The sequence below is a fragment of the Nitrososphaerota archaeon genome, from assembly GCA_016872055.1.
Classification (GTDB): domain Archaea; phylum Thermoproteota; class Nitrososphaeria; order Nitrososphaerales; family Nitrosopumilaceae; genus Nitrosotenuis.
Genome location: VHBH01000001.1, coordinates 327181 through 349743 on the forward strand (window position 1 = coordinate 327181; position 22563 = coordinate 349743).

General features: G+C 41.3%; 31 protein-coding genes. 11 read left to right on the top strand and 20 right to left on the bottom strand.

The window, feature by feature from the left end; all coding sequences use genetic code 11:
- Positions 1-16: 16 nt before the first annotated feature.
- Together FJ354_01870 and FJ354_01875 are read right to left on the bottom strand one after the other, a co-directional pair.
- Positions 17-328 (bottom strand): hypothetical protein, encoded by a 312-nt coding sequence (locus tag FJ354_01870; GenBank protein ID MBM3905416.1) that lies wholly within the window; start codon positions 326-328, stop codon positions 17-19.
- Positions 328-1173 (bottom strand): sulfurtransferase, encoded by an 846-nt coding sequence (locus tag FJ354_01875; GenBank protein MBM3905417.1) that lies wholly within the window; start codon positions 1171-1173, stop codon positions 328-330. Before FJ354_01875 ends, FJ354_01870 begins: the two co-directional genes overlap by 1 nt.
- An 89-nt stretch (positions 1174-1262) precedes the next feature.
- On the opposite strand from FJ354_01875, the gene FJ354_01880 reads away from it, so the two are divergent.
- Positions 1263-2081, top strand: a complete 819-nt coding sequence (locus FJ354_01880; GenBank protein MBM3905418.1) for an NAD(+)/NADH kinase — start codon at positions 1263-1265, stop codon at positions 2079-2081.
- Positions 2071-2550, top strand: a complete 480-nt coding sequence (locus tag FJ354_01885) for a nucleotide-binding protein (GenBank protein ID MBM3905419.1) — start codon at positions 2071-2073, stop codon at positions 2548-2550. The genes FJ354_01880 and FJ354_01885 overlap by 11 nt, the downstream gene beginning before the upstream one ends.
- On the opposite strand, the gene FJ354_01890 is transcribed toward FJ354_01885, so the two are convergent.
- From FJ354_01890 to FJ354_01930, 9 genes are read right to left on the bottom strand one after another with little or no spacing between them, the layout of a single operon-like run.
- Complete coding sequence (locus tag FJ354_01890; protein MBM3905420.1) at positions 2536-3288, bottom strand: sulfurtransferase; 753 nt, start codon at positions 3286-3288, stop codon at positions 2536-2538. The two genes, FJ354_01885 and FJ354_01890, sit on opposite strands and share 15 nt — an antisense overlap.
- A 2-nt stretch (positions 3289-3290) precedes the next feature.
- Positions 3291-3974, bottom strand: a complete 684-nt coding sequence (locus tag FJ354_01895; protein MBM3905421.1) for a heavy metal resistance protein CzcA — start codon at positions 3972-3974, stop codon at positions 3291-3293.
- A 25-nt stretch (positions 3975-3999) separates the two neighbouring features.
- Positions 4000-4368 carry a prefoldin subunit beta gene (locus tag FJ354_01900; GenBank protein ID MBM3905422.1) on the bottom strand — a complete coding sequence of 123 codons (369 nt, stop codon included), beginning with the start codon at positions 4366-4368 and terminating at the stop codon, positions 4000-4002.
- Between the two features lie 22 nt (positions 4369-4390).
- Complete coding sequence (locus FJ354_01905; GenBank protein MBM3905423.1) at positions 4391-4639, bottom strand: hypothetical protein; 249 nt, start codon at positions 4637-4639, stop codon at positions 4391-4393.
- Positions 4623-4835, bottom strand: coding sequence for a 50S ribosomal protein L37 (locus tag FJ354_01910; protein ID MBM3905424.1), 213 nt, complete (start codon positions 4833-4835; stop codon positions 4623-4625). The genes FJ354_01905 and FJ354_01910 overlap by 17 nt, the downstream gene beginning before the upstream one ends.
- Positions 4836-5645: an exosome complex protein Rrp42 gene (locus FJ354_01915; protein MBM3905425.1), complete on the bottom strand. Its 810-nt coding sequence runs from the start codon at positions 5643-5645 to the stop codon at positions 4836-4838.
- Positions 5642-6373, bottom strand: a complete 732-nt coding sequence (locus FJ354_01920) for an exosome complex exonuclease Rrp41 (GenBank protein MBM3905426.1) — start codon at positions 6371-6373, stop codon at positions 5642-5644. The genes FJ354_01915 and FJ354_01920 overlap by 4 nt, the downstream gene beginning before the upstream one ends.
- Before the next feature lie 2 nt (positions 6374-6375).
- Positions 6376-7056, bottom strand: coding sequence for an RNA-binding protein (locus tag FJ354_01925; protein MBM3905427.1), 681 nt, complete (start codon positions 7054-7056; stop codon positions 6376-6378).
- Positions 7056-7742 (bottom strand): ribosome assembly factor SBDS, encoded by a 687-nt coding sequence (locus FJ354_01930; GenBank protein ID MBM3905428.1) that lies wholly within the window; start codon positions 7740-7742, stop codon positions 7056-7058. Before FJ354_01930 ends, FJ354_01925 begins: the two co-directional genes overlap by 1 nt.
- A gap of 94 nt (positions 7743-7836) precedes the next feature.
- Between FJ354_01930 and FJ354_01935 the strand changes: the two genes are divergently transcribed.
- Genes FJ354_01935 through FJ354_01955 form a run of 5 tightly spaced genes read left to right on the top strand, consistent with a single transcriptional unit; the run spans position 7837 to position 10458 of the window.
- Positions 7837-8475: a DNA-directed RNA polymerase subunit D gene (locus FJ354_01935; protein ID MBM3905429.1), complete on the top strand. Its 639-nt coding sequence runs from the start codon at positions 7837-7839 to the stop codon at positions 8473-8475.
- Between the two features lie 38 nt (positions 8476-8513).
- Positions 8514-8861: a 50S ribosomal protein L18e gene (locus FJ354_01940; protein ID MBM3905430.1), complete on the top strand. Its 348-nt coding sequence runs from the start codon at positions 8514-8516 to the stop codon at positions 8859-8861.
- A gap of 16 nt (positions 8862-8877) precedes the next feature.
- Complete coding sequence (gene rplM, locus FJ354_01945) at positions 8878-9297, top strand: 50S ribosomal protein L13 (GenBank protein ID MBM3905431.1); 420 nt, start codon at positions 8878-8880, stop codon at positions 9295-9297.
- Positions 9294-9740: a 30S ribosomal protein S9 gene (gene rpsI, locus FJ354_01950; protein ID MBM3905432.1), complete on the top strand. Its 447-nt coding sequence runs from the start codon at positions 9294-9296 to the stop codon at positions 9738-9740. The genes rplM and rpsI overlap by 4 nt, the downstream gene beginning before the upstream one ends.
- A 1-nt stretch (position 9741) precedes the next feature.
- Positions 9742-10458, top strand: a complete 717-nt coding sequence (locus tag FJ354_01955; protein ID MBM3905433.1) for a nucleotidyltransferase family protein — start codon at positions 9742-9744, stop codon at positions 10456-10458.
- Here FJ354_01955 and leuD (FJ354_01960) read toward each other — a convergent pair.
- The 4 genes from leuD (FJ354_01960) to FJ354_01975 are packed head-to-tail and all read right to left on the bottom strand — an operon-like array spanning position 10446 to position 14211.
- Positions 10446-11018, bottom strand: a complete 573-nt coding sequence (gene leuD / locus FJ354_01960) for a 3-isopropylmalate dehydratase small subunit (protein ID MBM3905434.1) — start codon at positions 11016-11018, stop codon at positions 10446-10448. The genes FJ354_01955 and leuD (FJ354_01960) overlap by 13 nt on opposite strands.
- Complete coding sequence (gene leuC, locus FJ354_01965; GenBank protein ID MBM3905435.1) at positions 11019-12425, bottom strand: 3-isopropylmalate dehydratase large subunit; 1407 nt, start codon at positions 12423-12425, stop codon at positions 11019-11021. It abuts the gene before it with no gap.
- Between the two features lie 35 nt (positions 12426-12460).
- Positions 12461-12943, bottom strand: a complete 483-nt coding sequence (gene leuD / locus FJ354_01970) for a 3-isopropylmalate dehydratase small subunit (GenBank protein MBM3905436.1) — start codon at positions 12941-12943, stop codon at positions 12461-12463.
- Positions 12943-14211, bottom strand: coding sequence for a 3-isopropylmalate dehydratase large subunit (locus FJ354_01975; GenBank protein ID MBM3905437.1), 1269 nt, complete (start codon positions 14209-14211; stop codon positions 12943-12945). Before FJ354_01975 ends, leuD (FJ354_01970) begins: the two co-directional genes overlap by 1 nt.
- Before the next feature lie 68 nt (positions 14212-14279).
- Between FJ354_01975 and FJ354_01980 the strand changes: the two genes are divergently transcribed.
- Genes FJ354_01980 through FJ354_01990 form a run of 3 tightly spaced genes read left to right on the top strand, consistent with a single transcriptional unit; the run spans position 14280 to position 16196 of the window.
- The gene (locus FJ354_01980) at positions 14280-15041 is read left to right on the top strand and encodes a cytidine deaminase (protein ID MBM3905438.1); all 762 of its coding nucleotides are present in this window, start codon (positions 14280-14282) and stop codon (positions 15039-15041) included.
- A 30-nt stretch (positions 15042-15071) separates the two neighbouring features.
- Positions 15072-15623, top strand: a complete 552-nt coding sequence (locus FJ354_01985; GenBank protein ID MBM3905439.1) for a hypothetical protein — start codon at positions 15072-15074, stop codon at positions 15621-15623.
- Between the two features lie 39 nt (positions 15624-15662).
- Positions 15663-16196: a hypothetical protein gene (locus tag FJ354_01990; GenBank protein MBM3905440.1), complete on the top strand. Its 534-nt coding sequence runs from the start codon at positions 15663-15665 to the stop codon at positions 16194-16196.
- On the opposite strand, the gene FJ354_01995 is transcribed toward FJ354_01990, so the two are convergent.
- The 3 genes from FJ354_01995 to FJ354_02005 form a co-directional block, all read right to left on the bottom strand.
- Entirely contained in the window at positions 16189-16623 is a 435-nt protein-coding gene (locus FJ354_01995) for a hypothetical protein (GenBank protein ID MBM3905441.1), read from the bottom strand. The two genes, FJ354_01990 and FJ354_01995, sit on opposite strands and share 8 nt — an antisense overlap.
- A 255-nt stretch (positions 16624-16878) precedes the next feature.
- A complete protein-coding gene (locus tag FJ354_02000) occupies positions 16879-17835 on the bottom strand; it encodes a 2-oxoacid:ferredoxin oxidoreductase subunit beta (protein MBM3905442.1) in 957 nt (318 codons plus the stop codon).
- Complete coding sequence (locus tag FJ354_02005; GenBank protein ID MBM3905443.1) at positions 17825-19729, bottom strand: 2-oxoacid:acceptor oxidoreductase subunit alpha; 1905 nt, start codon at positions 19727-19729, stop codon at positions 17825-17827. Before FJ354_02005 ends, FJ354_02000 begins: the two co-directional genes overlap by 11 nt.
- A 243-nt stretch (positions 19730-19972) precedes the next feature.
- On the opposite strand from FJ354_02005, the gene FJ354_02010 reads away from it, so the two are divergent.
- Positions 19973-20929, top strand: a complete 957-nt coding sequence (locus FJ354_02010) for a D-glycerate dehydrogenase (protein ID MBM3905444.1) — start codon at positions 19973-19975, stop codon at positions 20927-20929.
- On the opposite strand, the gene FJ354_02015 is transcribed toward FJ354_02010, so the two are convergent.
- Complete coding sequence (locus FJ354_02015; protein MBM3905445.1) at positions 20930-21211, bottom strand: hypothetical protein; 282 nt, start codon at positions 21209-21211, stop codon at positions 20930-20932.
- A 56-nt stretch (positions 21212-21267) separates the two neighbouring features.
- On the bottom strand, positions 21268-22551 hold the full coding sequence (locus FJ354_02020; GenBank protein ID MBM3905446.1) for an FAD-dependent oxidoreductase: 1284 nt from the start codon (positions 22549-22551) through the stop codon (positions 21268-21270).
- Positions 22552-22563 lie beyond the last annotated feature (12 nt).

The following is a 22563-nucleotide window of genomic DNA, read 5'->3' on the forward strand; positions in this document are numbered from 1 at the left end:
TATTTTTAAATCTTATTCAATCTGAGTCGTCTGGACAGGTAAGCTCGCGCAGTTCCGTGTATTTTTTCTCAATCTTTTCCGCATGAGCCACTACTTTGGCAAGATCATGGTCCTTTTTTGGGTAATACCATCTAATTGGAACCCAGTGCCCGATTCCGTCCATGTCGTGAATCATGCCCTTGTCTGCAAGAATCCCATACGCCTCATCTGGGGTCTGCTCGCGCACAGTCAACCCTCGCTTTGTCCTATCTTCTAGGATGTGATCGGCATGTCCGTCCCGGATATAGTAAAATGCACCCTTTTTGAGAATTGGCAGTTCCTGACTCATTATTTTTCTACTGGGTTGCCAATCATGTTGCCCCATTCGGTCCAAGAACCATCGTAGTTTCTAACTTGTGGGTATCCAAGCAAATACTTTAGGACAAACCAAGAATGTGATGAGCGCTCGCCGATTCTGCAATAACATATGATCTCCTTGTCTGGAGTTATTCCTTTTGGGGTATAGTTTTGTTTTAGCTCATCCACTGTCTTGAATGTACCATCTGCATCATTTACTGCAGTGGCCCATGGAATATTTTGCGCGCCTGGCACGTGTCCACCTCTTTGTGCATGCTCCATTGGATATTCCGGTGGCGCAGTGATTTCTCCGGTGAATTCTTTTGGAGATCTCACATCCACTAGGCCGATTTCTTTTCTGTTTAATGCGCGTCTTACATCAAACAGATATGCGCGCAATCCTTCGTCTGGTGGCTGTGCAGCATAGTTAGTTGGAGATATTTTTGGTTCCTCTGTAGTGTATGATTTTTTTTCTAGCTCCCATTTTTTGCGGCCGCCGTTCATTATTTTGATATTCTTGTGGCCGTAATACTTGAAAACCCAAAATGCGAATGCCGCAAACCAGTTGTTAAAGTCACCATACAAAATTACCTCGCTTTCCGGATTGATTCCGTTTTTGGACATTAATTCTTCGAATTGTTTTTTATCCACAATGTCTCGAGTTAGTGAATCATTAATGTCACGCCTCCACCATATCAGAGTCGCTCCTGCAATGTGGCCCTTTCTGTAGCCGTTTTCAGGGTCATAGTCAACCTCTACCAATTTCAGGTTTGTGTTTGGTGGATTTTTTGACACATAGTCAGTGTCTACTAGAACTTCGGGATGTGCGTAAGTCATTTTCAATTCTATGTCATTTTATGCATAATTAATTTTTTCCATCACATAAAAAACTACATTTTTTAAACAAACAATACAAAAACAAAGGGTTGAAGCTTAATCGGGTAGGCATTGTGTCTAAATTTGGCTCTGAGGAATCCGAAAATGCCGCAAAAAAGGTGGCAAAAAAATTCATCTCGAGCAAAGCCGAAGTGTTCACAATAGCGCCAGTAACGGTAGAGGGAACTAAAAAGGTAGAATCAGTAGAGGATCTCAACGACAAAAAGCTTGACCTAGTAGTAACATTGGGTGGAGATGGTACTACCCTCCGAGCATTCAGAAGCCTTACCGGAGAGATTCCGCTTTTGACAATAAATGTTGGAGGAAATAGGGGGATTTTATCAGAGATAACACTGGACAAAATAGACACGGCGATTTCGGATATCAAATCAAACAAGATCTGGTTTGACAAGAGGACCCGCGTTGTGGCATCAGCCGGTGGAGAAGAGTTTCCGCCGGCACTAAATGAAATATACATCAACAGGCAAAACATGACCAAGACTGCAGAATTTGAGATTAAGTTCCAAAACGATATTGTCAAGCACAAAATGGACGGAGTCATGATCTCAACCCCAAGCGGCTCCACAGGGCACTCTTTTTCGCTTGGCGGTCCGGTATTGCACGAAAGCCTCGATATTTTGATAATCACTCCAGTTGCCCCGGTTCTCAGATTGTTGCCGTCAATTGTTGTGCCTGATGAGAAAATAGAAGTGATTTGCTCGCATGACACCAATATTGTAATGGATGCACAGGTGATCAAGATGGCCGGATTTGAGGAGCCGATTGTGATCAAAAAACACCCAAAGCGCGCAGTCTTTGTCAGACTCAAAAAACGCGGGCTAAGACAGATGAGCAAGCTTGGCGTCTAGAGTTTACGATGCCAGTGCGTTTTATGCCGGAGTTCCCTTTGCCTCGCCAGAGTTGGGCCTGACAACAACGCTTGTCTTTGAGGAAATAAGTCATATCAAAAAAAGCCATGGTGCACTAGAAATTCTGCTGGACACAAACAGGCTACAAATACAGGATCCGGATCCAGCAAGTGTGAAATTTGTTTCCAATGAAGCAAAAAAAACGGGTGATGTTCAAAAGCTATCAAAGGCAGACATTTCCGCAGTTGCTCTGACACACCAGTTGGGAGCAACTCTGATTACAGATGATTTTGCTATATCGAACCTTGCAAAAAACCTCAGGCTCCAAGTACAGCCAATAATGACAAAGGGCATACGCGATGTTGGAAAATGGCTTCATTATTGCTCAGGCTGTAGAAAAGAATTTTCTGGGTTGGAGTTTTGCCCGAACTGCGGCAACAAGCTGAACAGAAAACTACTCAAGCTGTAGTTTTTTGAAATACCAGTCAACAAATGAACCATCATAGAGTCTGACATTTTCAAATCCTGCAAGTTTTGCCTGGTAAAAAAGACTTGATGCACGGTGCCCATGCATGCAGTAACATATTATTTCCTTGTTACGCGGAATTTCTCTTTGTGAAAATAGGTTTCTAAGAGATTCTCTAGATTCAAGCAGCATTCCGTCCTGGCCAATCCCGTCAGTGAACGGAAACAAGACAGATCCCGGAATGTGGCCCCCAAAGAACTCTTGTGGAGTCCTTGCGTCCAATATTGTTGCCTTGCCAAGTAATCCCTGCAGCTCAGCAGATTCTATTCTGATATTAGTTTGGATTTGAGGTATAAACTGAGTTGGTGAATTTTTCTTTGATGTTTTTGTTATTTCCAAGCCAAGGCTTTGCCAGGTTCCAATGCTTGCATCCAAGATTTTGGTGTTTTTTTGGCCGAGATACTGCAGAGTCCACGCTATTCTGAACACGGACGGATCAATTAGTTCGCCAGTAACGATTACGGTTTTGTCATTATCTATTCCAAGATTGCCCAATAGTTCCGATGTTTTTTGAGGGTCTGGCGCTAGGTGTGCCCCAGTAGAACTGATCTGGATTAGCTGGTCAACTACTAAAGATATGGAATTTGGAATGTGGCCATACGAATATGCAATTTTCGGTCTTGTATCAATTATGACTGGATCATTAATGTTGTCTGCTAACCATTGATGTGATACAAACATACCTAGAGGTCCAGTGTTTTCTGATTTGATTCTTTGTGTAGCTTGCTTTGCTGATCTAGCATTTGCTTTATTTTTTTGGCGCGAACCTCACCTAGTCCTTCTACTTTGGCAAGATCCGAAAGTGATGCGTTTAGCGTTTTGGAAGGCGAGCCAAACTTGGCAAGCATCCTAGTAGCCAGTTTTTCCCCAATTCCAGGAAGGCTGCACAAAACAGATAGTTGTTGTCTTGATAGGTCGTCGGATTTTTTAATTTTTTTGAGGAATGGTCCGCGTAGGGATTCCTTTCTTGAACACATTGATACTAGCATTTTGGCAGTGTGCGTAGCGCTTGGCGTCGGAATGATTGGGATCTTAAAGTCAATTGCAACTGCAGACATTGCGCCATAGAACACAAGCGGGTTTTCCACTATTTGCTCTATTTCCTTGACATTTCCCTCCATCAGTATGACTGGATGTGTAAAATGCTCCTTTAGTCGGTTGCACTGATCAAAAAGTCTTCCATCAAATATTGATGATATTAGATCAGATACGGATTTTCGCTCTACAATTGTCTCCGGCGCAACAATATAGTCACCTACAGGGAGTGTCTTTATTTCCAGATTGATTCCGACTGCCCTAAGTAAATCAGGTATGCCACTTTTTTTTTCGCGCTCATCCACTACTATCCGAAGATTTTCTATCTTCATGGTGTAATGTGCTATTATCTGTTATTTATTGAGATGGCGGCTTTGAGCCATGAATCATTTCGTTAATTTTTGTTTCCTGTTCTTTGATGCTTTCCTTGATTCGTGTTTCCTGTTTTGCCAGTACTGTGATTCGAGTATTTGCAAGTTCTTTTTTCTCTTCTAGTTCTGTGATCAAGGCAGTCTTTGTAGATTTTATGAGAATTGTTCCTGCGTGCTTGTATACAGGATCAGTGTCTGCCGCCTTTTTTAACTCCTCAAGAGCACGTTCTGATTCCACCTGCTCCAGATCTAGCTGTTGCTTTTGCGCCATAATGGATTGCAGATTTTGCTGAGATTGCTGTAGTTTCATTAATTGTTCCTGCAGCCATGGAGGAATTTGCTGTCCTTGTGACATGTCTGTGATCACTTTGAATTTCTTATATCTTTAGCGATTCAAGCGAGTCCGAGCTTGCCTGTACCAATCGGAGTGTAGAGTTTAGGTTTGCTCTTAAGTGCGCAATCTCATCAGCAGTAATTTCTATATGGATCGTGTCTTTTTTCATAGTGATTTTTGTTTTTGTTGGGTTTTCCGGATAGAATCTGTTGTCGGCAGACAGAGAATCAAATATTGCTTGTGTTTTTCCTTTGTCCCGAATGTACAATACGGCACTAAACTGCGACGTCATATGCGGTTCCAGTAACTTTGTATCCGCATTTTTTGCACGACCAAATTCCTACCGCCTCTCGCCCAAATCGGAGCGAGCCGCACTGTGGACACTTTCTTTTTTGTTTTAGTACAGAATGTACCGCAGAGAATTTCTTTCTGTGCTTGATTCCGTATTTTTGTCTAAGACCTTTGAGTGATGCGCCTTTTTTGAGCATTTAACTACCTGCCTTTTTTAGGATGTCCCTTATTTTTGCTCCGGTCGCAATTGAGATTTTGCCACACACCGCCAGTTCTTCTGGCGTGAATCCATCAGTACCACCCTTTTGGATTGCGCAAATGTTTCCTGCGGCATTTGTAGTAATCGTTATTCTTGCCTCCATGCATGCCCATTCGTCTGCATTGGGGTCAACTATGATGTTGTTGCCAATTTTGCCCATCGTGACAGAAACAGGGATTGTAGTTATTGGTGGTGCTGTAAACTCGCCGTCTACTTTGGTCACAACCCCATCAGCATAGTTGTATTTTGGAATTTTACATGAAAGAACGCTTGCAACAGAAGCATAAGAGCATGCATCAAAGAGATTTCCGTCATGATCAGTAACAGAGTTGTCAATGAATATGCCTACTACGGACTTGTCCTTTTCTAGGACTAATTGCTTGAGGTCAACCATTCCGCTTTCTCTAATTCCCCTGTCTACCACACGTGCAAGTTCTATTACTTCTTCGCCTGGTGGGCCTGGCTCCGCCGTAGGATCTGCCAGTGGCAAGATTTCAGCAGTGCAGATAAAAATTCCCCTGTCGCCCAAATCCGGAAAAGGTTTGTCTGGTTGAACCTTGACACCACATACTACCTCGGTATCGCCCAGTCGTACTCGCGCAGAGCCTTCTGCCTTTGGAATGACGCCAGTGTCAATTATCAGCTGTCTAGGCTCATCCAGTGCACGGCCATCAACTCGCTGTCCTTCTTTGAGTAAAGTATGAATTTTTTTCTTTTTCAGGTCATCTAGTATTGTAGTCGAGGTCATTGTGAATCACCAAAGAATTTTTCCTGTAATGCCTTTTTCTGAACCTCATAAACGATTTTGCATCCTTCCAGTGCGGTATTTACGCATTTTTCATATTCCTGTGGTGTCAAGACACCATCAAGCTGAATTAGTGTGATTTTGCCCAAGTTTGGCATGTATGCAACAGGCATGTCTGCCTGACCTTCCTGGTCTTCCTCATTGTTGATGTCAAGTACTATGGTATCAGCTACTTTGCCTGCGGCACATGCTGAAACCATGTCCCTCATTGGAATTCCGGCGTCTGCCAATGCAACGGCTGCAGCATCTAGTGCTGCACATCTAGAACCTCCGTCTGCCTGTAGAATCTCTATGAAGACGTCAACTACGGTTCTTGGGAAGTTCTCCAACATTACTGCTGGCTCTAGTGCCTCTTTGATTACCTTGGAAATCTCAATTTCTCTTCTAGACGGTGCGGGATTCTTTCTCTCGCCTACTGAGAATGGTTGCATGTGGTATCTACATCGCAGAATTCCGCGGTCGGTATTTGCCAAGTGTTTTGGATGAACGTCTCTTGGGCCAAATACTCCTGCCAGAATTTTGTTTTCGCCAAACTCGATATATGCAGAGCCATTTGCGTTTTTTAGAACTCCAGCTTTAATCATGATTCTGCGAGGCTCGTTGATTTTTCTGCCGTCGCAGCGAATTCCTTTATCGTCTAGTAGTATTATGTCTGTTTTTTTTACACCCATTATTATTCACTATTTGATCCTAACATTTGTTGTATTCTTTCAGTCAGATTTGGAACGTGTGCTTGTTCTTCGACCGTTTTGATTGCTTCCATGGCCTTTAATAATCCATCTGGCTCCTCGCACGACACCACGACAAATCCATTTTGCCCTATTGTGATTATTGCTTTTGTTGCACTCTCTATTGTTTGAATCATAGAGCCGCGCTTGCCAATCAGTCGTGGAACCTTGCTTGGGGAGATTTTGATTAGCTCACCTTCTTCAATTTTGCCCAAGTCCCTGTCAGCTATTGTGATTAGTGGATCGCGGGATCTTTCAGAGTTTGCAACGCGTGCCGCAATAAGATCACCTGTCTTTAGTCGTGAAGTAAGATCGTCTACCTTTGGGTTAAAGTCTCGGCCAAAGACATCTTGTGCAGGCAATATACCCGCATAGCACGAGTTGATGTTTAGCTCCCAAGAAAGAGATGTGTGAGATTTCACTATACCAATGATAAAGTCGTCAATTCGTGGAATATACATTCCAGTCAAAGGAATTACTCGAACGCCGCTGTCAAAAATTTCAGAAATACCAACGGTTGTCGCAATTATTTTGTCGCCATAAAGATGGACATTTTCTTCTGCTCTATACGGACCAGTTGTTATGACATCGCCAGGTATGACGTAATTTCTTTTGATATCATCCATTACTTAACCATCTCCACTGTTGCAGAGCCTTTGGTAATGGAACCTAGTCTATCGATCACGCTTGCCCTTGCTCCCGCAGGTATTTCTAGTATTGCTTTAAGTGATCCGTTGTTTTGCCATTCTTCTTTTTTTAGCGTCCCGGTCGATTTGAGGACAGCATATGACTGACCCGCATATTGCGCCGGAACCAAAATTTCCAGCAACATGTTTTCTGATTTTAGTGGTATGATACTTCTAAGTGACTCCACCACATCCTTGCACTGCTCTTCAGTGTTTTTGAAAGGATCAATTGATATTCTCGCCTGCTCTAGCGCTTGCTCTATTCGAAGCGGCGGATGTGGTAGGTGTGATCTAGGATCGACGTATGTCTTTGCGATAAAATCGATGATCTGTTTTCTTTTTTCTGTAACCATTTTGCGCCTCTGATCAGTGGTAAGGTTAAGGTCGCCTTTTTTGAGAATAATTTCTATTATAGCGTTGGTGTCTTGTGTCTTGAATGCCTTTAGCAGTTTTTCAGTTGATGCTCGAGTTCCCTTGTTAGAATCAGTATAGACCTCATCAGATACCAAGACCGTTGAGATGTCCTTTCTTTTGCCAAGCTTATATTCCAGGGCAGGATCCGGCTTTACTAGAATCTCGAACTTTTCGCCCGCCACCGAATGTCGGATTACTGTTACGTCAGTCATGGGTTTGGTAGCGAAATATTGGTATTTATCTCTGTCAAATTTGGCTCAAAACTCACGCTAGATTTTTATGTGGACTTGGAAAAATTTTTTCAAATTGCCTTCTTTGGAGATCATTTCACAAGACAAAAACCGTATTTCAGTCAAGATAAAGGGTGTAGCACTGCAATACGCAAATGCACTAAGACGAATCTGCCTAAACGGCGTTCCAGTCTTTGCTATTGATACGGTAGACGTAATTGACAATTCTTCCATAATGTCAGATGAAGGAATTGCCCATAGATTGGGACTCATACCAATAAAGACAGATCTCAAAAGATTCTCAGAGGCAGACCTATGTTCCTGCAAAAGCCAGGCGGGCTGCTCAAATTGTAGAGTAATGTTGGTAATTGATTCTGGCGATACCGACACTACAAGAACAATCACATCATCGGAATTAAGCTCCGAAGACCAAACAGTAAAGCCAATTTCCGACAAAATCCCAATTGTCCAGATTGCCCCAGGGCAAAAGGTAAAGCTAGAGGCATATGCAAGACTAGGACGGGGAACAACCCACGCAAAATGGAATTCCGCCAATGTCTCAGTTCTAACACACACCGACAAGCCAGATGAATTCATCCTTACTGTAGAGAGCACTGGTGCACTTGCCCCAGAGCAAATAGTGACTGCCGGTGTTGACGAGCTTGCTCAAAGATTAGAAGAGTTCAAACAAGTCATTGCAGAGCTAAAAGCCTAATCATAACATTATATTTGGGTTCCAAAAGCGCAATATCTGTGACCAATCAGCTAGTCCAAGGAATGATAAAAGAGCTAAAGATAGCTTCTGTAAAGAATAAGGCTCCAATTTGGGCAGATCTTGCAGAAATAGCACTCAAACCAAAGATAGCAAAAAGACTAGTCAACGTCACACGGATAAATCGAGTAACCTCGGACAACGATATCATCATAGTTCCAGGCAAGGTACTAGGAACAGGTAATATTTCTCACAAGGTAACATTATGCTCATTTGCAATATCTACGACAGCTGCCAAAAAGATCAAGGAGGCAGGCGGTAAAATTGTATCATATTCTGACTTAATTTCTAAATACCCAACAGGAAAGGGAGTGAAAATAATTGGTTGATCAAGCACAATCAGTCATAGTTGATGGAACAAATCTGCTGGCAGGAAGACTCAGCTCTAATGTGGCAAAACTTCTCCTGCAGGGAAACCATGTAACCGTAGTAAACTGCGAGAAAATCCTGATTAGCGGAAACAGACGAAGTATAATTCAAAACTACAAAAACTTTCTTGAAATCTCCAGCATTTTACACCCTGAGCATGGACCATACCACCCACGCAGGCCAGACACAATCATCGCAAGAATGATTCGCGGAATGCTTCCAAGAAAAAAGCCGTCCGGGACCGCTGCATTGCGAAGACTAAGAACCTATGTAGGAGTTCCAAGTGGAATGGGCACGTCCAAGAAAACAAGCTTTGATTCAGCAAAAATAACAAGACCAATTGCAAACTATACCAGCATGTCAGATTTGGCACAAGAAGTAGGGTGGAATCGATGACTCCAAAAACTGAAATCTATTTTGCAACAAGAAAGACGTCACGAGCTCATGTCTACATAACAAAGGGCTCCGGCCGAATTAGAATCAACAATGTCCCAGCAGAAATGATAAACCAGGAGTCAGCAAGAGAAGTAATTCTATCACCACTAGAAATTGCGGGAGATCTAAGATCCAAAGTAGACATTTCAGTTCGAGTAAAGGGTGGAGGATTCATGGGTCAGGCATATGCAGCAGCAACTGCAATATCACGAGCACTCACGGGCTGGACAAAATCCAAAAAAGAACCCAAAGAGCACCCATTCCCAAAGCAAACAAGAACCGATCTTAGGAAAAGGCTAAACGATTTTGATAAACACCTCCTGAGTGGAGACGCCAGAAGAAAAGAACCAAAGAAGTTTGGCGGACCTGGCGCAAGAAGAAGAAAGCAGAAGTCATACAGGTAGATTGAAAGCAGTAATCTTGGCAGGCGGCAAGGGAACGCGTGCAAGACCTTTTACTGATTATTCTCCAAAGGCAATGATTCCTGTGTATGAAAAGCCACTGATTTTTCACATCATAAATCACCTTTACTCGTTTGATTTCATATCAGAAATAATCATAGTTTGTGATTTGAGCGGCTTTGGAGGACAGATAAAGAACTATTTTGAGAAATCGAAGATACGATTCATTCAGGATTCTTCCAGTGGAACTGCGGGAGATCTGGTACACTTGGCAGGCCTAGTAAAAAGAGAGTCGTTTGTTTTGTGGTTTGCAGACAATCTTTGTGCACTTGATTTGGGAAAAATGTACAAACATTATACCAACAAAAAAAGTATGGCATGCATTGCCACAAGGCAATTCCGCAAAGAGGAAACGGGTTTTGCCCAAGTAGATGACGGAGTAGTCAGCCAGTTCATTGAAAAACCAATCATAAAGATGGAAAATCATGAATGTACTGGGATCTATATATTGTCAGGTAAAATCATCGACATTATAAAATCAAAATCAAAGAAAAACCTCAACTTGTCCTATGACATTTTGCAAGAATTATCAAAAAAAGGACAGGTAAGCTCCTTTGATATTGGCAAAACTCCTTGGGTCGACGTTGAATCGCCTTCCATTATACAAAGAAAATCAGACGATATTAAAAAAATAATTAAATCAATAAATCACAATATGTGACTTTTTTCAAATTGGGTAATTTTGTTTTCATGCTGCAGAGTTACTGCAATGTCATCTAGTCCTTCTAAGAGCGTTTTCTTTCGCGATTCATCAATGTCAAAATGAATAGACTTTAAATTGTATTGTATTGTCTGTGACGCAAGATCCACATGCACGATAGAATCGGTCTTCATGAGATCATTTACAATATCTTTTTGCAATGATATCGGCAATATGCCGTTTTTGAAGCAATTATTATAGAAAATATCTGCGAATGAGGGCGCAATTATAACATCAAACCCATAGTCCTTAATAGCCCAGGCCGCATGTTCGCGGCTAGAGCCACACCCAAAATTGTCACCGCTTATCAAAATCTGAGAGCCTATGTATTTTGGATCATTTAGGACAAATTCTTTTCTTGGTGAGTTGTTTTGATCAAAGCGCCAATCATAGAACAAAAACTTTCCAAAGCCTGTTCTTTGCACCAGTTTGAGGAATTGTTTTGGTACAATTTGATCGGTATCCACGTTTGGCCTATTGAGAGGCATTACTATGCTGGAAACTTGTCCTAACTTTTCCATCTAAACCCACTCCCTCACATCTACAAAGTGTCCTTCAATTGCGGCAGCTGCTGCCATAATAGGGCTAACCAAATGAGTTCTACCACCAGCCCCCTGCCTCCCCTCAAAGTTTCTATTTGATGTGCTTGCGCATCTCTCACCTCGTGACAGAATATCAGGATTCATTCCAAGGCACATGCTACATCCAGACTCGCGCCACTCAAAGTTTGCGTCCTTGAAGATTTTGTCAAGGCCCATCTCTTCTGCCTTTTTCTTTACTTGTTGAGATCCTGGGACCACCATCACCCGAACATTTGGTGATGCCTTTTTTCCCCGGATTATGCTTGCAGCCTCTATTAGGTCTTGCAGTCGTGCGTTTGTGCAAGAGCCAATGAAGACGCGGTCTATTTTGATATCAGTGATTGGCGTACCGGATTTGAGATCCATGTATTGTAAAGCGTTTTTTGCGGCACTCTCTTGACTTGGATCTCCATTGGCAAATTCGGCAGGATCTGGTACAGATTCTGTGACGTCCGCAGTCATTGCAGGGTTTGTCCCCCAGCTTACCTGAGGTATAATTTGTGATGCGTTAACTGTAAAGGATTTGTCGAACTTTGCCCCATTATCTGTTTTAAGTGTGTTTTTCCATTTTTCCACTAGCTCGTCGTAGTTTTTTGGAGTGTATTTTCTGTTACCAAGATAATCGAATGTTTTCTGGTCAGGTGCAACCAAGCCTGCGCGCGCTCCTCCCTCTATCGACATGTTGCATATGGTCATACGCTCATCCATCGATAGATCCGAGATTGCCTTCCCTCGATATTCCAATACGGTGCCGTTACCTCCGGCAGTTCCGATTTTTTTGATTATAGTGAGTATGATATCCTTGGCAGTAATTGCGTGCGTGTTTTTTCTTTGTCCATCAACTCTTATTTCAAATGTCTTCGGCTTGTCCAAAACAAGGCATTGGGTTGCCAATACATGCTCTACATCCGATGTACCAATTCCTAGTGCAAATGCACCAAATGCACCATGTGTAGAAGTATGCGAGTCACCGCAGACGATTGTGGTGCCAGGTAGAGTAATTCCCATTTCAGGTCCTATGACATGCACTATTCCCTGGTATGGCGAATCCAATCCAAACAATGGAATTCCAAAATCTTGGCAGTTTTTTTCCAGAGTCTTGATTTGTATTGCGGAGATTTGGTCAGCGATAGGCAATGATCTGTTTGTTGTCGGCACGTTGTGATCCATTGTGGCAAATGTCAGGTCCGGCCTGCGCACCTTTCGTTTGTTAATTCTAAGGCCGTCAAATGCTTGGGGAGAGGTAACCTCGTGTACCATGTGCCTGTCAATGTAGATTAGAGTACGGCCGTCAATTTCATCAACTTTGTGCGAGTCCCAGATTTTCTCAAACAAGGTCTTGGCCATATGTATGATCAACAATATAGGTATAAAATTGTAAATTAGTCAGGCTTGTACTTGAAGAGCCCGCCCGCCTCAATTATTTTGGCCACAATCTCCGAAAATGGCTTCATGGAATAGTCTTGGTTTTTGGTAAGATTCTTGATCTGGTTTTTTCTTATATCCACTTCGATTTGGTCTCCGTCGGAGATTTTCTTGTAGGTATCCTCATCCACTTCAATTGGAAGCAAAAAACCACCATCAACTGCATTCCGATAGAATATTCTGGCAAAGGTTACCGCAATTACGCCCTTTATTCCGCATTGGCTAAGGGCAATTGGTGCGTGCTCTCGCGATGAGCCACATCCAAAGTTACGGCCTGCAACCAGAAAATCTCCCTTTTGCACCTTGGAGTGAAAATCTGGGTCGATTCCCTCCATTGCGTGCTTTGCTATTTCGTCATAGTCGTGTAACTTAAGATATTGACCTGGCAAAATCACGTCAGTGTCGATATTGTCTTTTTCGTATTTGATTACTTTGCCCATTACAAATCACGTGGATCAGTTATTTTGCCAGTAACAGCAGACGCTGCAGCAACTAGTGGAGATGCCAAATACGTCTTGGATTCGACATGACCCATCCTGCCAGGGAAATTCCTATTTGTGGTACTGATGCAGATTTCGTCTTTAGCCAATACCCCCATATGTGCACCACAGCATGCACCGCATGTTGGTGGGCCCACGGTAACTCCGGCATCTAGAAATATTTTGATCAAGCCGTTTTCCATTGCTCGCTTGTATATTGATATTGCAGCTGGAAGAACTTCGGTTCTGATTTTTACTTGGCGGCCCTTTAGTATTTTGGCTGCCGCTTCGAGGTCTTCGTATTTTGCTCCAGTGCAAGAGCCAATATAGGATTTGTCCAGTTCGATTCCTGCAACGTCGCGCACCGTCGCAATATTTTCAGGAGAAAATGGTTTTGCTATTGTCGGCTCTAGTTCTGATGCCTCATATTCGTATACCTTAGCATATTCTGCATCGGCATCTCCATACACAGGAGCATATTTTGTGGCACCTCTTTGGAATAGATAATCAAAGATCTTTTGGTCCGGCTCGATTATTCCGTTTTTGGCACCTGCCTCTGTAGTCATGTTGCACAATGTCAACCTAGATTCTACAGACATTTCCGAAATGCCATCACCGCCAAACTGCATTGCATAATACGCAGCACCTTCGGTTCCAATATCGCCAATTATTTTGAGTATCAAGTCCTTTGCCATCATGTGATCAGGTAATTTGCCATTCAGCTTAAAGTATAATGTCTCTGGTACTTTGAACCAGATTCTGCCGTTTAGCAAGACATATGCAATATCGGTATGACCAAGGCCGCATGCAAATGCACCCAAGGCACCAGTGGTGTTAGTATGGGAGTCGCCTCCAACATAGACTTCGCCAGGCAGTACCATTGCTTCCTCATGAGATAAAGTGTGGCATATTCCGTACTGTCCCATTCCATACTTGAAGTGTTTTTCAATACCATATTGTTTTGTAAATTTTGTTAGCTTGACAATGTTTTCAGCAGAGATCTTTTCAGCAGACGGCACAAAGTGGTCTTCTGCAACCCAGACTTTGGATGAATTCCAGAGCTTGTCCGTTGGAATTCCCTGTTTTTGGAGCTTTTCAAATACCTTGATAACGCCTGGCCCTGAAACATCGTGAATCATTGCCTTATCCACATTTGCAAATATTATATCGTCTGGCGCAACGCTTGATTTGCCGGATGCACGCGCAAGAATCTTTTCTGTTATATTCACAGAACAAAGATCTAGTCATTTCAGATTAAAAGCTTTGGAGAAGGATAAAAAATGCGAAAACCGCAACAATATCGTTGACTAGAATAATTCCAATCAAGACCTCAAGAAAACAATCCAGTTTTGAACTGTATGAGGACGTAATAGAATCAATAAAGCCTCACATCTTGGAAACAGGCGATGTCATTGTGATTTCAAGCAAATATGTGGCAAATTCGCAGGGTCGACTATTAGACATTACAAAAACTAGGCCGTCGTCGGAAGCAGCAGAATTATCAAGGAGATACCAAATAGACTCAAAATTTGCCGAAGTCATTCTGCGTGAATCTGACAAAAGGTTAGGCGGAGTGGCGGGATTTGTTCTCACATCATCAGACCATATCTTGGCACCAAATGCGGGAATTGACAAGTCTAATGTAAAAAAGGGCACCGCAATACTATATCCTGATTTACCATATACAATAACAGAGAATATCCGAAAAAAAATTCTTCTAAATCTTGGAGTCCATGTTGGAATAATTCTAGTAGACAGTAGGTTAATGCCCACAAGGGCAGGAACCACAGGTGTTGCAATAGCAGTATCTGGCTTTGAGCCAGTTCAAGATTTACGTGGCCAAAAAGACCTAGATGGAAACCCCTTACGAGTCACCATGAAAGCAACGGCAGATAATTTGGCAACGATTGCAAACCATATCATGGGGGAGGGATCAGAATCCACACCAATTGTAATAATCAAAGAATCTGGAGTAAAGATCACATCACGTAAAATCAAACCAGATGAAACGTCAATATCATCAGAACTTTGCGTGTACATGCGCGGCTTTGCGAACTAATTTAAATAAAGTAAATTCAAAGAGTGGCCAATGCACTATCTAACCAGATACCCAAGGACGATATCGTTCGGTGGTGGAAAAAGTCATACCATTGACATTGATGCCAAAGGAGTAGAGCAGCTCACAGTTATTGTGAAAAAAAGTGCAGAGGAACTTTACAATATAATGCTCAAAGAGGGATTTACCAAAGTAAAGTTTGAGCACAAGCAAGAATCACAAATTGGACATGGTCTTTCTCTGAAATTAAAAAAACCATGGGAGATGCATTTACGATTATTTGACAGAAAAAATGGCGAGGTCGGAATTGAAGCCGAAGTAGAGGTATCACGGGATTATCTGCAGCATCTGTTTTGCCAGCGAACCCCTGTCATTTATGAGATAGAAGCGCTCCTAAAAAAACACCAAATAGAATACAAAATCTGGCATAACAAGGTAAAAAATCACATCCATACCACATTAAACAACTACAAAATAACACTTGCCACACCAAACATTCCGGTCTTTGCCTGGAAACCAATGATATTTTTTATTGGTACCGTAGGCGTGTTTTATTTATGGAAATATCTAGATACACTATTCTAACTTGAAGACTTAATTACAATTTTTTATCAAATCAGTTCAATGAGTGATGGTTTTCTCTCTGCAGAGTTAGGACATTACGGTGTGTCCCCATGGGAAATCGAAGTCATATATGGATTGTTAGCAGAGCGATTCAAAATAACACAGGATGAAATCACAGAGCGAGATCCAAATTTTGTCAGCGTCGTAGAGATTAATATTCCGCTTGCATTTAATGAAGAGTTTTTCAAATGGTTTGAATACTACAGATGGGATAAAATAAAATACATTTTCAAGGAAATGAAGCGACGTCGTGGCAAAAAAAACTCTCTTAAAGTGAGTATCGGATTTTCAGGTGCACCAAAAATAGCATTCATACTTGATGTTGAGGAAAAAGACACATTTGACAATGCACTTGAAAAACTTGATTTTGTAATAGAATTGTTATCATATCATCTGAATTTTGAAAACATTGAAGATGTGTCAAAGGTAATTTACAAATTCGATACAGAGACTAGGAAATGGAAAATGCAAACATTATTTGCAAACAACAAGAGATTTGTTTTAGTGAACAATACGTGGAAGATGATTATTTAATGTCTTTTTCTAGCGGTTCCAGCATTGAGTGTAATTCTTTGTATTTGGAATCCAAAAATTCCAGTGATTCCACTAACTTTTTTGACTTTCCATATTTGAAGCGGATAAGCTCTCGATGGTGCCAGTAATTTTTCCCATCACTCAATGACAGTGTTGTAAAGTAATCAGGGCCTTTTACAGAGTCTGGAATTTTGATGTTGTACGGAAATAAAAACTCCGCAATGAACCATTCATCACCGTCTGGATAATCAGAACCAGTTTCAACATCAAAAAATATGTGCAACAGGCTAGATTGCATAAGACCATCATCAGGTATGGTGGGATGCTTGATGTTTGATTTGCTAAAATCAAGATTCAGCAGGTTTGGCTCAAAATAGCCCTTGATTATAGATTTTCTAAATATCTTGTTTGCCTCAGCCAGATTCAATTATAGTGGTAGTAGTTAGATCGAGGTTATTTTAATTTCCGATATGAATTAGTCAATTTATGACTAGTTTTGAAGTAAAAATATTTGAATTTCGATATATCATACATAGAAGCAGAATAAATTAAATTGATTCTAAACTAATACAGGGTCCGCGGATTTTTAACAATAATGCAAGAATACTAGCTAAAATTGATTCTATAATATAATAAATTATAGTTTAAAACTAATGTCAACCAAATTTTTGATGGAAAACATCTAAACGGATAATGAATTCAAAATTTCTGAAAGATCGGTTACAGAATGACCGTTTGATGATATTATCTGAGATGCCGGTGGGTTTTCCATATAATTTGGGATTTTGTCTGTTATTCTTTTATCATATTGACTGATTATTTCGTTTTTGTAAAACACGCCTATTGGTATTTTTGTATCCCATTCCAAAGAACGAACCAGTGCTTGTGTGAGTTTTTCATTTAGCTCAATTTCTTCATCATAGTGCACTATCGGATCATATCCTGTTTCTTCAAGCTTGTAGATTCTAGGCTTTGTTATTTTTGTGACCTCATCAAATCCAGCATACCAGTCCCTTGTGTTAATGTCATTATACGTAGGGCATGGCTGAAGCACATCGATAAATGAGAGTCCCTTGTGTTTTACTGCCGCAGTTATGGTATCTTTGAGATGTCTTACATCATACGCATAGCTTCGCGCAACAAAGGTAAACCCACTGGTAATTGCAAGGCCTATCGGGTTTACGTTGTAGTTGGTGTTTGGAGAGGGAAGTGATTTTGTCTTTTCACCAAGCTTTAGAGTAGGCGATGCCTGCCCTTTTGTTAGGCCGTAAACTCCATTGTTAAATATGATATATGTCATGTCCAAATTTCTTCTACCTGCCGCAACAAAGTGTCCTGCACCAATTCCAAGACCATCTCCGTCTCCACCAACTGCAATCACGGTAAGATCCGGATTTGCAAGCTTGGCGCCTTGTGCAAATGTTAGGACTCTGCCATGCAATGTGTGGACTCCGTTTACATTAATGTAATGAGAAGTCTTGCCAGAGCACCCAATACCAGAAAAGATTGCCGCCTTGTGGCGAGGAATCTGCATTTCTGCCATTGACATTTGAATTGCATTTACTATGCCAAAGTCTCCGCATCCTGGGCACCAGTCATTGTGTACCTCGGTTTTGTAATCGCCCAGCTTAAGCGCCATGAGTCAACACCTGTCTTGGCTTTGCCTTGTTATTTATTATGTTTTTTATAGAATTGTATATTTCCGTGCTAGTCATTGTGCGTCCAGTGTATTTTAGGATGTAATAGTCTGGTTTTTTTTGCATGTTTTGTTTTATCAGCTCGCCTAGCTGTCCTATGTGGTTTGCCTCTATGTCTATTATGATTTTGACATCTCTGAGTAAAAATCCCAGATAGTCCTTTGGAAACGGATACAGTAGTTTTAGCTGAACAAATCCAATTTTGATATTTTCTTTGTTTAACATTTGTATGGCATCAAGTATTGGGCCCTTTGGTGAGCCCCAGCTTATCACAGATACTTGCTCTAAGCCAAACGACACTGCTTGTTCATCATCAGGCATTGTTTTGAGAACATGATCGAGTTTTGATTGACGTTTATCCATCATTTTGATTCGCAGTTCCGGATCTTCTGTGATATGGCCTGATTCGTCACTTTCATCACCAGTATTCCAGAAAATCCCATTTTCAAGGCCTATCTTGGATCTAGGCGAGATGTTATCATCAGTAAATGCAAATCTTTTGTAATTTGTATCTGATTCTAATTTTTCCAATAATTTTCCTCGGTTTATCTTTATTTTGTCAAGATCGAATTTTTTGCAGGTAATCACAGAGCTTGCTAGGAATTTATCCATCATGTGTATTACAGGCATCTGATACTGTTCTGAATAGTTAAAGCATCTAGCTGTATCGTAAAAGCTTTCTTCAATATCACCAGATGCATAGACGATTCTTGGAAATTCTCCGTGTCCTGCATAAACTGCAGATAATAGATCATCTTGGCCGTGTCTTGTCGGTAGGCCAGTAGACGGTCCGCTTCTTTGGTATAGCGTTACTACAATTGGCACTTCGTTTATTCCCGCCCATCCCAGAGCCTCTGACATTAATGAAAACCCCGGACCAGAGGTACATGTTGAAGATCTTGTTCCAGTCAATGCACTCCCTATTGTCATTCCTATTGCAGAGATTTCGTCTTCTGTCTGCACCACCAAAGTAGAGCCAGGTCTATTGTCTCGGACATTGATTATTTCGTTTGATTCCAAAAATACGCTTTCATCTGATGCCGGAGTGATTGGATAGTATGGTTGGAATCTGCATCCACAGGCCATCTTTCCCAATGCGGTTCCCTGATACCCTTGCACGAGTATTGTATCAGGTGTTTTGCTAGTCGGCTTAAGTGTGAATTTGAAATCTGGAAACTTTGCTGCGGCAAAATTATACGAAAATGTGGCCGCATCTTTGTTCAGATCTGCAATTGTTTTCTTTTTTGAAAATATTGCATCGATTGATTCCAGCAGTGTTTGCGGAGGCATCCTCAACATCCCTAGGGAGAAAGAAACACCAAGCACGTTGTACATTCTGATCATTGCCTTAAGTCTTGGATTGTTTGCCTCATCTGCCATCGTAGCAAGTACAGTCTTGAACGAAATCGGACATAGTTTTGCCCCACGATTTTGGGCATGTTCCAGTGCATCCTGCACTATAGATGAAGCTTTTAGGTTCTTTTCCAGCCGTGACTTGTATTGGGAATCTATTGTGTGAACTTCGTCAATTTTGGTTTGTACGATATCAGAATCATAGATTATTGCCCCATCTGAAGCCAGCTCGGAATAATGGCGAAAGATTGTCTCTGCATCAAATGCCACCATCAGGGTGATGTCATCTACATTGGAACGAATTATTCCATCAGAGACTCGCACCATGAAATAGCTGTGCTCTCCTTTGATGTTGGAATAAAATTCCCTTTTGCCAAAAATATTATACCCCATGGAAGCGCATGCTCTAGAGAAAATGTTGGCGGCAGACTCTACACCACTCCCTTGAGGGCCTCCAATTAACCAAGAAATGTCAGTTGACACAAGGACTGTAGAATTTGTTTACTTTTAAGAATATGGATGATTTTCCTAACCACCTGTTGCTGCCTCAAATAACGCACACTCACACTTGTCGCGCTCGCCACAATAAGGACAGACACAGATGCATTTTTCAATTGCATTACCGCACTCTATGCACAAGGCAAACTCCTCTTCGTCATTTTTGTAAGCCAAGCTACCATTGTAACCACAACAAATCTTATAAAGATTTGATCAAGTTCTGCTTTGATGCGAATACTCCTTACCAGAAGACTACATGACTTTGCAATGAAAGAACTTCAAAAAAATTACAAAATTGTTGTCCATGACGGCAAAATTCCAATGCCAAAAAAAATCCTAATTGAAAAAATAAAAAATGTTGATGGTCTTGTCTGCTTTCCATATGATGTCATAGATAGTGAAATAATAGAGAGTGCAAAAAATCTCCAAGTAATTAGCACATACAGTGTCGGATACGACCACATTGACTTGAATGCTACAAAAAAGAAGAACATCAAAATCGGCTACACCCCTGATGTTCTGACTAATGCTACTGCGGATCTCACCATCGGATTGATTTTGGACTTGATGCGCAGAATAACAGAGGGCGATAGGCTAATTCGTGCCGGAGGATGGTGTCAGATATTTGGTCCACATGACTATGTCGGAATGGATTTGGAGGGGAAAACACTTGGGATTTTGGGTATGGGTCGAATAGGCCAGGCAGTCGTAAAAAGAGCCAAAGGTTTTGGCTTGAGTATACAATACCATACCAGAACACGGCTGCCAAAAAACCAAGAAAGAAAACTCGGAATCAAATATGTCAGCTTTAATGATTTGCTAAAAAACAGCGACATTTTGTCAATCCATACTCCATACAAAAAGGAAACGCATCACCTGATGAATTTGAAGACCATGAAAAAAATGAAAAGTTCTGCTATTCTTGTTAATACTGCGCGAGGCAAGATAGTCAATGAGAAAGATTTGGTCAAAGTATTGACGTTAAAAATCATTGCAGGTGCAGCACTAGATGTATTTGAAAAAGAACCAATTGGAAAAAACCACAAGCTAACAAAAATGCAAAATGTTGTACTAGCACCACATATTGGAAGCTCTTCTGCAGAAACGCGCGCAAAGATGGCCCAAATAACAATAAAGAACATGATTTTGGGCCTACAGAAAAAGAAAATGATCTATTCGATATAATTACAGCAGCTCGCGTACTGATTTTAGCTGAATCAGATCATTTGGGTCTGCCTTGATACAGTCGGTACCAACTGGCTTTAGTGTTTCAAACTTTATCTTCCCCTGTGGAATAGAGCCAGCCTTTTGTAGGTCCCCAAGCTTTTGGTAAATTGTATCCTTGTGTTTTGTGCATGTAACGCCTACCATGTATTCATCTTTTTGCGCCAAAACAGATATGATAAATTCTGGAGGATTGACGCACTGTCGTCCTTGTTCTTTAATTGAGCACCTGTCTGGCAGCAACAAGAAAGATTTCGGGAAAATTCTATGTAAACGTACCCCCAATTTTACGCGCCGAATTAGGTGGATACTACCTTTGAAAAATCCCAGATGTCTGGTTTTTGGTTCTTGTCCAGTTTTATTATTCCTGAATCTGATAATTGTCGTACTAAATATGCCGAATATGCAGGTGACCCCGTTGCACCGGGTGAATTATAATTAATAATGTGCAATGAATTATCCGATCGTAATTCCAGCGTTTCTGGGAGAAATGTTCCATTTTTTGTAATAATCGGGGTGCGTATTCCAGCTGTTCCACGAGAAATAAAATACTGGGGTTTTATTTTCGGGATAAATTCCTTGACGCGACTCACCATTGCATTTTTGGAAATAGAGCTTTTCCACTCTTTTGATATCAGAGATAAAAATTCTGAATTGAATAGTAGTTTTTTTGAGCTTCCAGAAATTATCTGGCCTAATTTTGATACTACCTTTGACGCACCGCCGATTCCAGAATATGCCTCTGGATCCGATACTGGTACGGCATTTGGTCCAATTTCTACAATACCATCTGCGCGTCTGATCCAGTGTGGGTCCAAGAAGGGAAAGCTAGCATGTTTGGCCACGGTGTAAATGTTTGTGCCAACCAGATCCGCGTGATGTGGCGCTATCCTCCAGTATTCTCCTCTAAAGTGGAGATTCGAGTATTCCTTTGCTATGCCTAACTGCTTTGCTATGTCTAGTGAGTATCCGCCTGCACAGTTTATCAAAAAATCAAATTCGAGCGATTTTTCATTTGCGAAAAATATTGTATTATTTTTTATTTTTTTCACGACATGTGAAAAGAGAAACTGGGTTCCGTTTTGTTTGGATTCCAAGCATAATTGTTCGGTGAGCATTCCATAATTAGTCGATGCATCTTTTTTGCAGTAAATCCCAGAATGGCATTTTACGTTTGGCTCCCTTTGTGATATCTGGGCTTGATCTAGCAATGATAGATCAGATTCTTCAAGTCCGTTTTGTATTCCCCATTTTAGATATTTTTCTAGCGTGAGGTGCTGGGATTCATCCAGTGCAATTTCTATTGTGCCGGTGTCTTTCCACGGAATGTTATGTTTTTTTGCATAACTTTGCCACAGATCGTGTGACTGCAAAGCTGCCTTTGCGATTTTTTTCTTTTTTTGAGGATCTAGGTAAAATGGCGAGTGCACAACTCCCGTGTTTCTGCTGCTGGCGTGAGCTGCCACCCTATCTTCTTTTTCAATTACGCAGATTTTGCGATTAGTCATTGCTGAGAGCCAATAAGATATGGTGGTGCCCAATATCCCCCCACCAATTATAGCAACATCAAATTTCAATGATATAAGACCGTATCA

What these genes read in the sequence shown, in the direction of transcription:
- FJ354_01870 (MBM3905416.1), bottom strand. Translation starts at nt 328, where the DNA reads ATGAGTCAGGAACTGCCAATTCTCAAAAAGGGTGCATTTTACTATATC.
- FJ354_01875 (MBM3905417.1), bottom strand. Translation starts at nt 1,173, where the DNA reads ATGACTTACGCACATCCCGAAGTTCTAGTAGACACTGACTATGTGTCA.
- FJ354_01890 (MBM3905420.1), bottom strand. Translation starts at nt 3,288, where the DNA reads ATGTTTGTATCACATCAATGGTTAGCAGACAACATTAATGATCCAGTC.
- FJ354_01895 (MBM3905421.1), bottom strand. Translation starts at nt 3,974, where the DNA reads ATGAAGATAGAAAATCTTCGGATAGTAGTGGATGAGCGCGAAAAAAAA.
- FJ354_01900 (MBM3905422.1), bottom strand. Translation starts at nt 4,368, where the DNA reads ATGTCACAAGGACAGCAAATTCCTCCATGGCTGCAGGAACAATTAATG.
- FJ354_01905 (MBM3905423.1), bottom strand. Translation starts at nt 4,639, where the DNA reads ATGACGTCGCAGTTTAGTGCCGTATTGTACATTCGGGACAAAGGAAAA.
- FJ354_01910 (MBM3905424.1), bottom strand. Translation starts at nt 4,835, where the DNA reads ATGCTCAAAAAAGGCGCATCACTCAAAGGTCTTAGACAAAAATACGGA.
- FJ354_01915 (MBM3905425.1), bottom strand. Translation starts at nt 5,645, where the DNA reads ATGACCTCGACTACAATACTAGATGACCTGAAAAAGAAAAAAATTCAT.
- FJ354_01920 (MBM3905426.1), bottom strand. Translation starts at nt 6,373, where the DNA reads ATGGGTGTAAAAAAAACAGACATAATACTACTAGACGATAAAGGAATT.
- FJ354_01925 (MBM3905427.1), bottom strand. Translation starts at nt 7,056, where the DNA reads ATGGATGATATCAAAAGAAATTACGTCATACCTGGCGATGTCATAACA.
- FJ354_01930 (MBM3905428.1), bottom strand. Translation starts at nt 7,742, where the DNA reads ATGACTGACGTAACAGTAATCCGACATTCGGTGGCGGGCGAAAAGTTC.
- rpsI (MBM3905432.1), top strand. Translation starts at nt 9,294, where the DNA reads ATGACTCCAAAAACTGAAATCTATTTTGCAACAAGAAAGACGTCACGA.
- leuD (MBM3905434.1), bottom strand. Translation starts at nt 11,018, where the DNA reads ATGGAAAAGTTAGGACAAGTTTCCAGCATAGTAATGCCTCTCAATAGG.
- leuC (MBM3905435.1), bottom strand. Translation starts at nt 12,425, where the DNA reads ATGGCCAAGACCTTGTTTGAGAAAATCTGGGACTCGCACAAAGTTGAT.
- leuD (MBM3905436.1), bottom strand. Translation starts at nt 12,943, where the DNA reads ATGGGCAAAGTAATCAAATACGAAAAAGACAATATCGACACTGACGTG.
- FJ354_01985 (MBM3905439.1), top strand. Translation starts at nt 15,072, where the DNA reads ATGCACTATCTAACCAGATACCCAAGGACGATATCGTTCGGTGGTGGA.
- FJ354_01990 (MBM3905440.1), top strand. Translation starts at nt 15,663, where the DNA reads ATGAGTGATGGTTTTCTCTCTGCAGAGTTAGGACATTACGGTGTGTCC.
- FJ354_02000 (MBM3905442.1), bottom strand. Translation starts at nt 17,835, where the DNA reads ATGGCGCTTAAGCTGGGCGATTACAAAACCGAGGTACACAATGACTGG.
- FJ354_02010 (MBM3905444.1), top strand. Translation starts at nt 19,973, where the DNA reads ATGCGAATACTCCTTACCAGAAGACTACATGACTTTGCAATGAAAGAA.